At 48.8% G+C, this 8,403-nt stretch carries 7 protein-coding genes; all 7 read right to left on the bottom strand.

Going from position 1 to position 8,403, the window contains the following annotated elements; genetic code table 11:
* Positions 1 to 599 (bottom strand): aminotransferase class V-fold PLP-dependent enzyme (locus GF404_12050; protein ID MBD3382914.1); only part of this gene is annotated, 599 nt, incomplete at its 3' end.
* Positions 571 to 1,038 (bottom strand): Rrf2 family transcriptional regulator, encoded by a 468-nt coding sequence (locus tag GF404_12045; protein MBD3382913.1) that lies wholly within the window; start codon positions 1,036 to 1,038, stop codon positions 571 to 573. The genes GF404_12050 and GF404_12045, both read right to left, overlap by 29 nt.
* 95 nt (positions 1,039 to 1,133) lie before the next feature.
* Entirely contained in the window at positions 1,134 to 1,895 is a 762-nt protein-coding gene (locus GF404_12040; protein MBD3382912.1) for a gamma-glutamyl-gamma-aminobutyrate hydrolase family protein, read from the bottom strand.
* Between the two features lie 24 nt (positions 1,896 to 1,919).
* A complete protein-coding gene (locus GF404_12035) occupies positions 1,920 to 3,800 on the bottom strand; it encodes a BamA/TamA family outer membrane protein (GenBank protein MBD3382911.1) in 1,881 nt (626 codons plus the stop codon).
* The gene (locus tag GF404_12030) at positions 3,800 to 7,297 is read right to left on the bottom strand and encodes a hypothetical protein (protein ID MBD3382910.1); all 3,498 of its coding nucleotides are present in this window, start codon (positions 7,295 to 7,297) and stop codon (positions 3,800 to 3,802) included. The genes GF404_12035 and GF404_12030 overlap by 1 nt, the downstream gene beginning before the upstream one ends.
* Positions 7,294 to 7,902 carry a hypothetical protein gene (locus GF404_12025; protein ID MBD3382909.1) on the bottom strand — a complete coding sequence of 203 codons (609 nt, stop codon included), beginning with the start codon at positions 7,900 to 7,902 and terminating at the stop codon, positions 7,294 to 7,296. Before GF404_12025 ends, GF404_12030 begins: the two co-directional genes overlap by 4 nt.
* 159 nt (positions 7,903 to 8,061) lie before the next feature.
* Positions 8,062 to 8,403: PDZ domain-containing protein (locus tag GF404_12020; protein ID MBD3382908.1), on the bottom strand; the 342-nt coding region annotated here is incomplete at its 5' end.

The following is an 8,403-nucleotide window of genomic DNA, read 5'->3' as shown; positions in this document are numbered from 1 at the left end:
GAAGTCGACATCAAATCGATAGGTTCGGAAGCGAGATCGATCGGGATTTTACCCGCCGCCTGAACAGCATCGGTATGAAATATCACACCCTTCTGCTTGCAAATCGAGGCCAGGTCTTTGATGGGCTGAACCGATCCGACCTCATTGTTGGCATACATGATTGAAACCAGGATTGTATCCGGACGTATCGCCTTTTTCAGGTCATCGGGATCGACAAAACCGTGGTTATCGACCGAAAGATAAGTCGTCTCGTAACCCTGCTCTTCCAAAAATTCAAAAGATTCCAATACCGCCGGGTGCTCGATTTTCGAGGTAATCAGGTGTTTACCCTTGTCGCTGTACTCATAGGCGGTACCCTTGATCGCGAAATTGTCGGATTCAGTTCCACCGGATGTAAAATAGATTTCATCTGGTGAGCAGTTGAAGACTTTCGCGATGGTTTCCCTGGATTCTTCCAGTCCGGCCTTGGCCTGACGGCCAAATTGATGCAGGCTGGAGGCGTTGCCCCAGCACTCGCGGTAATACGGCAACATGGCCTCGATCACGCGTGGATCGACCGGTGTAGTGCTGTTATGATCGAGATATATTCTCTTCGCCATACGACATCCCCATCGCCTTTTCAGAGCCGTCTGAATTTATGATATCGGCAAGGCTGGTGTTATAGAGTTTATCATTGATCATCTTTTTCATACTGTTCCAGAATCCAACCGCACGGCAGTTTTCCGGACCGATACAGGAAGAATTCGGGTCGTCGGAATGTTCGCAGTCCGTGATTTCAATCGCGCCGTCGAGACATTCGATGATTTCACCGACCGAGATATCTTCCGGCTTGCGAGCCAGATAATATCCGCCCTGGGCGCCCCTGACCGATTTGACCAAACCCTTGTTCTTCAATTTGAAAAACAACTGCTCCAGATACGGAACAGTGACTTTCTGTGCGTTCGAGATTTCTTTGGTTGAAACCGGTTTGTCGGGTTCATGACGAGCGAGCTCAAGAACCGCTCTCAAACCGTACCTGCCTTTTGTTGATATCTGCATTACACCACTACCTCTATTAGAAGTTGATTTTATCCAAGCCCTTAATATAAAAAAAGAACAATAATTGTAAAGTTTTGTTCGCGACAAATCCGCAACTATTTAGATCCTTTATATTTAACCGTTTCTTTCACGAAATCCTGGAACAGCTTGTGGCTGAATTCATCCACAGGTTCGACTTCCGGATGCCATTGCACGGTCAGGAGATAATTGTCATCCGTTCCTTCCATCGCTTCAACCACACCATCAGCGGTGCGCGCCACCGCGCGCAATCCTTCGGGGATCCGCCTGACTATCTGGTGATGACCGCTGTTGACTTCGATCTCTGTCTGCCCCAGAATTTCAGCCAGATGTGAATCAGCCTCGATCATGATTTTATGACGGTTGCTAAAATCCTTCTGCGGTGTCTGCCTGTGGTCCCAAGTTTCTTCATCCCGTTCGCTGAGATCCTGGTACAAAGAGCCCCCGAATACAGCATTGACAACCTGATGACCTCGGCAGATCCCCAGAATCGGGATCTTTCTGGTGACCGCCTGGATTATCATCTCGCGTTCAAAATTATCACGCCGGGGGCTTACCTGCTGGATATTTTCCGACGGTTTCTCACCATAGAGTCCCGGTCCGACATCCTCACCACCGATCAGCAACAGGCCGTCGATCAAATCGATATAGTATCCTGAGTTGCTGGTGTGAATCGAGTTCGGCAAAGGTAGAATTACCGCCTCCAGATTTTCTATTTCTTCATAGTACTGCTGTTTAAGAAATTCAAAGCGGTAGGCCGGGTAGATTTCCGGCTGATGATCCTCCATCGCCAGCGCCATAGTGACGCCGATCATCGGTTTATTACGGTCATTATACATAAACTGTCTCCATTCAGGTTCACCTCAGAAGGCATACAAAATCGTTATATGAAAACGTCCGCCGCCGTTGACCCGCTTCCAGGCAATTCTCTGCCCGTAATCGAGCCGGAGTGGTCCCAATGGTGTTACGTACTGAACACCGATTCCCACGGACGCCAGCAGGTTTTCAAACCGGAAAGCGTCGATATCCTCGAAATTCTGCCCGACATCCAGAAACAGGGAAGCCCAGAATTTACCTATGATATGCCTGCGGATCTCGTGATTAGTAATAATATAGAATTTACCCCCGGTCGGATCTCCATTTTCAGCCTTGGGACCGACTGCGTTCTCTTTATAACCACGAATAGAATTTGCGCCCCCCAGGTAAAACCGGTCTATCACCGGGATATAGTCGCTTGCGAGCATACTGCGGGCATAGCCACTTTTAATCCTGAAGGCGTAGATGTCCCAGCGGTCGAGACGCTGGTACCTGGACCATTCACCCACCAGCTTGTAAAAATTCTTGTCACCTCCCAATATCTTGCCGTAGAACTGGGCTACCAAACGGGTTACCGATCCCTGCGTGGGAACGAAGATATTCAAGCGGGAATCACGTTCGAGCACGAACCATACCGAGCGGCTTTCGGTAATGTCCTGGTCTCGCTTGAAGTCATCCAGATCATCTTCGGCGACCCCGGTAATATCTATCTTCTCAAAATCGAAACCGTTGCGGATACGGGTATGTCGTCCGGTCTCACGGGCTGTGCTGAGCGATATCCTGAATGTCTCTATCTTGTAATTCTGTTCAGACCGTCTAAGGCGAGGCTCCCAGACAAAGGAAAAGGAAAGTGGCATCCTGAGCCCAAACGGCCAGGGTTCAGTGTAGTGAAAGCCGAACTGCTCATCGACGATACGCCATCCCGAAACGACCTGGAAAGTCATCGACGGATTGAATCTGAATTTACGCCCCATCCCGCCGATATTCCTGCTCCCGCCCTCAAATGCCAGGTCCCAGACGAGATCATAGATAGTATCCTGTGCCGCGCCGGTTTTGATCCTCACAAAACGAGGTTGTTTTTCATTGCAGGTGATCACCAGTCGAGGTGAAGTGTCGACCGAATCCTCCGGAGAATCCGTTTTGAAATCGACATACGTGAACAGGCCGGTGGAGTAGATTCTCTGACGGCTGTCGATCAGTTTCTTTCGGCTGTACAGGTCTCCCGGCCTGAAGGTCAATTCTCGTTTGACCACTCGAGAGCTGGTATGATTGAGGCTGTCCACACGAATTTTACCGAAGATCGTCAGGGGACCAGGGTCGATTGAGAATACTATTATGCGATGATATTTGTCGCCCTCGCGCGCACGAGGATCAAAATCGATCTTCGCGTAGGGATGCCCCTGGTTGGCGTAGACACCCTTGATCGCTTCGGAGACTGCGTCGATTTTGTACGGATTGTAGATATCTCCGGAATCGAGCTGGTCAGTTAATTTTTCAATTCGCTGTTTTTTACGGCCCAGATTTTCGGGTAGCACGATACTGTCAATATAATACTGTTCTCCCTCATCAACAAATATATCAACTATGGCGGTGCTGTCCTGACCGACGCTGTAATCGAATTCGTATTGGACATCGAGGTAACCATGGGATCGATACAGATAATTAACAGCCGCGCCGTCGAGATTTCGGCTGTCCTTGCGCAGACGATTTTTGGACTTGAGGCCGATATTCTGCCAGAAGCCCTGCTCCTGGGTCGCAATTTCTTCTTTGATGCGCCCGGTTTGTATATACTCGTTTCCGTGTACATTTATCTTTTGCACAATCGGCTTCTTCGATAACCAGCGTGCTTTGGGGTCATAGGCTTGCAGGCCCGATAAATACGATACCAGAAGCACTAACGTGAGTATGCACGCAAAACGAAATCGCACTAAAACTCCCAGTTCAGGTTCATGTTCAAATGATATAAGTCCTGATCATCCCGTTGCCCCGATAAAAAGAAATGCCTCGAGAATCGGTACTCAAAACCAACTTCACCCGCGCCTCGAAAATCCAGCTGAGTAGAACCATAGACATACAAATTGGGGGTGGTATAAAAACCGATTCTTAGTTCAGATGATTCCAGGTCCAGTTCACTGCCGTCATAATATGGATTTATCTCCAGGGTTTCGACACCGATTTTACGGGCAAAATACTGCGATACTTTATTTAATGCCATCTCCGAAGCACCCAGTCGAAGCCTGTCAGTAAACGGAGAGCTGGTCGTGTCTCCGCCAGAGACAGTACTCATAAATGACATGTATTCAAAAAACTGGTTGTCGCCTACTTCGGAATTTTCTGTGGCTGTCAGTTGTGGTTCGCGCAATGTGCCAGTCAGTAAAAACTGGGCGCGCAGCCGTTCACCCTGCGCTGTCATACGGGTTTCGACACGAATATGGAATTCCGGGTTGAATTCATCGATATCGTTGAACCGTATCTCTCCTCCCGGCAGGACTGTAAATGACTGGTTGAATAGAAAATATTTACCCCGAATGGTTTCCATCGTGCCCAGGAAGTTCATCGAACCGCCTTCCCGGAAGATACGCAATTCACCGCCCAGCTCGAGGTCAAAATCGTTGTTTACTACTTTCAAGTTCGAGGGTGCGGTAAGGTTAATATGGTAGTTTAACTTATTGGCTGTATCGGCGGCGGCAATAGCTTCTGCCTCGATCGCCGGTTGAAGCGGTTCGGCATAGCGAAACGAGAGCAGTTTAACATCACCCCGGACTGAAATCGTATCCTGGCCCTCGATCGTCAGGTAAGCCTCGTCAATCTCACCCGAGATATCGCCGAGGTCATATTTAAACGGGAAATTACCGGCATCCAGTTCGATATCAAGTTCCGGTTTCATGAGGTGCTCGAGGGAAATAGTTCCTGTCAATCTTGCATATCCAGCTCGACCGCCAGTCTTTGCACGGGTGATAATCGAATCCAGAATCAACTGACGGCCTGAGAACGTGACATCGGCATCGACTTTTTCAAGTACATTCTGCAAATAGAAGAACTTGACCCGGCCGTCGCGAAGCCTGAAACTGCCCGAAAATTCGGGGTTGTTTGGCTGACCGGTGAGCATCATGTCGAGCTTGTTTTCACCCTCAACCCATTCGACATCGGGTAAAACCACTGGAAGTAAGAACAGAGGAGTGGAGGTAGCATCCATATCTATATTAATATCTCTATCAACGATGATACGTTCTTCGACTTCTTCAAATGCCAGGTTGATCGGGATCGTACCGGAAAACGAGGACGAATTCTCACCGCTTACAAGAGTGAGCCTTGTGATATGCAAAGTCGAATCGCTGTAATCTATGTCGAAGTCCATCAGACCGTAATACTGTTCCTGGAAACGAACGGAATCGATCGCTCCTTTCAAGTCGAATCGAGGTGCAGAAATTGAGCCTTTGAGGCTGGCCTCGAAACGCCCGGTTCCCGCCAGTCCCTGCCTGGGCAGATAGAAATCGAACACCGGCGTAAGGTTAACAGTGTCGCAGGTCAGGCTGAAGGCGAGGCTGTCCGGACCGTAATAATTTCCCTGCGCCGAAAGCGAACCGTTTTCTGAACGAAGCTCGAAGTTGTCGATGCTCCAGGTCGTATCCGCCATACTGAACCTGATCGGGTTTTCAGCAGAGATAGTGAAAGTATCGACTGTCAGTTTCAACACCGGGGCTGTAATCTGTGTCAGGCTGTCAGAAAACTCCATGGTCATGCGCGACTGCAGGTTGACGCGCTGGGAAAACAGGTTTAACGTATCGAAGATTATACGGTTTGAATCAAAGACCACATCGGTATAGAGGGAGTCTCCCTCGAAGCGGTCAAAATGATAGCTTCCCCCGATTATCTCCAGACTGCCCTCGAGCGCGCTGGCAAAACGGGATAACCTGAGTTTTAAAGCCAGGCTGTCCGATTTAAATCCCAGCGCGGTGACAGAATCAGAGCTGAAGTCAGCATTCAGGGCGGGATCAGCAACAGGCCCGTTAAAACTGAATGAGCCCTTACCGCTCCCCTCGATTTGCGGGAGGCTGACCATCTTTGACAGAAACCTGATGTCAGGTATTTCGCCCTGCCCGCTGATATCAATTTGACCCGAATATTCGATTTTGCCCCGGGCCGTCAGGTCGGCGTTATCGTAGTAAACGTGCAGCGGCTTACTGAAAAAGAGCGAATCATAAAAAATCTGGATCGCACCAGAAGCTGAATCAAACTGGTATGTATCGAAATACCCTTCCTGCAGATTCATGCGGACCTGCAAAGACATATCATCGGACGAAAAACTGCGTCCATCCAAAATTAGGTTTCCACTGAAGGAAGTCTCGAATGAGTTCTCAACCAGGCTGTTGAGATTGAATTTTTCCATTCTTCCGGTGAAGCTGTACAGGTTCGGTGAGTTTCCAAAGTCAAGCATACCACTGCCCTCGAAGCTCGAATTTATCGCCCCACCGCGGATGCGATCAAGATACAATTTGCTGTCATGGTAGACCATCTGGGTGCGCATATCCTTGAATCGCTTGCCGAACAGGTCACCATTGAGCATGAGGTTGGCCGATACTTTTTTCTTATGCCCATGAAGATCGCCGTCCACATTCAGACTGCCCTCGAGATCAACATCGAAGACTGCGCCGATACGGGTCAGATCGAGGCTGGATCGATGCACAAGCATATCGAATTTGAGTGAATCGAAGTCCTTAAGCGAAGCATCGAAAAACAGCCTGGAATTAAGAGCGGAGATAAAAGCGGAGTCGGCAAAAAGCCTGTTGTCAATATATGAGTATTTACCTTTCAGGCTGTCGAGCTCCATCCCGAAACGCGGGAATATCGCCCTTGCAGTGTCGATATCTACCACAATGGAATCATTTCTTCGCGCCAGTCCTAAATACAAATCGAGATTCTGGATGTAGTAATCCTTGTCACTCTGTAACTCCCTGAGAGAACCATGGCGTAATTCTACCTGGCGAATATTGAACGAGATACCGCCTTTGTCTTTACCGCTCTCCCCCCCGGTGCTTTCCGCTATCTGCCTTACTGCTTCATCGTGCAGGCTGGCCTCAAGCGTGTCGATAAGCAATTTTCGGATCACCCACTCCTTGCGCCATATATCAGTGAGTGAATACTCTATTTTCATATAATCTATGAAAGCCAGCTGATAAATGGTACTGCCGATTTCATACTCCACGAAGACATCATCGAACGTCAAATCAGAAATCACGGAGCCGCCCAGGTCTCCGATGGATAGTTTCAGCCCTATATCTTTTCCCAGCATTGCCTGGAAATATTTATTGATAAGCTTCTCCGGGAGGGAAGTCTGGGTAATCAGAATATAGATCAGCAGGACAAAAAGTAAAAATGCGGCCAAGACCCTTATCGGGGTCTTAAAATTCTGCAATACACTCATTCTTTATACATCATGTTAAACAGTTTCTGGACCCGGTTCAGTTTCTGCTTGGAGCAGTAATCGGCCGCCAGTTGCATCGCCTCGGTGATTTCATCGCGGGTAGCGCCGAGGTTCTTGGCACCGCGCATATGCGAATGAAGCTGGTTGATATCCGAGTTGACCAGAAGAATCGCCACCGAACAGAGTTCGCGTACCACCCCGGGCAGGACACCGCGTGCCAGTACTTTGCCGTAACCCTCGACAATCATCCATTCCGCCATCTCGGGCGAGATTTCATTCATCCGGTTCATCAGCTTTTGATAATTGGAGCCATAGACTTTCTCGCACAACACCCGACCGCGAATCTTCCATTCCGACCAGTACCGAAACGAGAAGTTGATACGGGAGAAGTTCTGGTCCTTATCACAGATCTCCCTCAATATCTTTAAACCCTCAATGGCCTTGGGGTATCCCAGAAACAGATAAGCCTGCAAAAGGGCTTCATAAATTTTCTGCGGGGGCACCCGATTTTCGAGCGCTTCGCTGATTAACTGTTTGAGCAGTCTGAACTTTGCCGCGGCCAGACAGGCGGAGATCTTTATCAAATAGCGATTGGTTTCGGACATAGACACATACCCATTTTGTTTAAAATTCCCTGTCACCCTGTTAAATCATAAGATGTAATATATCCGAAATATATTTTATTTGTCAACTATCAATACATTAAATAACAACAAGTTGTTTAAAAAGATCAGAGTATAATGAAGATCGCAGACCGAGAGCGGTCAGCGTGGCCTGTTACTTCGCAGGCTGTCGCGCGCTGGCGGAGATGAATAAGATTGATTGTTGTAGTTCTGGCCGGTAACTGTTGAAGCCCCCAGGACTATTTCCACTTTAACGATCTTGCCGGCGCGCAAAAGCGAAGCCTCTACTTCGCTTTCGGGCGACATACCATTGATGAGGTTTTTGAGCTGGGTCGTGTTCATGATCCTGAAGCCCTCGAACTTCAGCAGGATATCTCCCTCGCGGATACCCGCCCGCCAGGCCGGAGATCCGCTGAGGACCTCGGAAATGAACACGCCGTGATCTATATTGAACATCCTCCTGGCCCAGTTGCGATCCAGGTT

Source organism: Candidatus Zixiibacteriota bacterium (assembly GCA_014728145.1).
Classification (GTDB): domain Bacteria; phylum Zixibacteria; class MSB-5A5; order JAABVY01; family JAABVY01; genus WJMC01.
Note: the sequence above shows the minus strand (reverse complement) of the source record. Positions and strands in the feature narration are given on the sequence as shown.

What these genes read in the sequence shown, in the direction of transcription:
- GF404_12025 (MBD3382909.1), bottom strand. Translation starts at nt 7,902, where the DNA reads ATGTCCGAAACCAATCGCTATTTGATAAAGATCTCCGCCTGTCTGGCC.
- GF404_12040 (MBD3382912.1), bottom strand. Translation starts at nt 1,895, where the DNA reads ATGTATAATGACCGTAATAAACCGATGATCGGCGTCACTATGGCGCTG.
- GF404_12045 (MBD3382913.1), bottom strand. Translation starts at nt 1,038, where the DNA reads ATGCAGATATCAACAAAAGGCAGGTACGGTTTGAGAGCGGTTCTTGAG.
- GF404_12030 (MBD3382910.1), bottom strand. Translation starts at nt 7,297, where the DNA reads ATGAGTGTATTGCAGAATTTTAAGACCCCGATAAGGGTCTTGGCCGCA.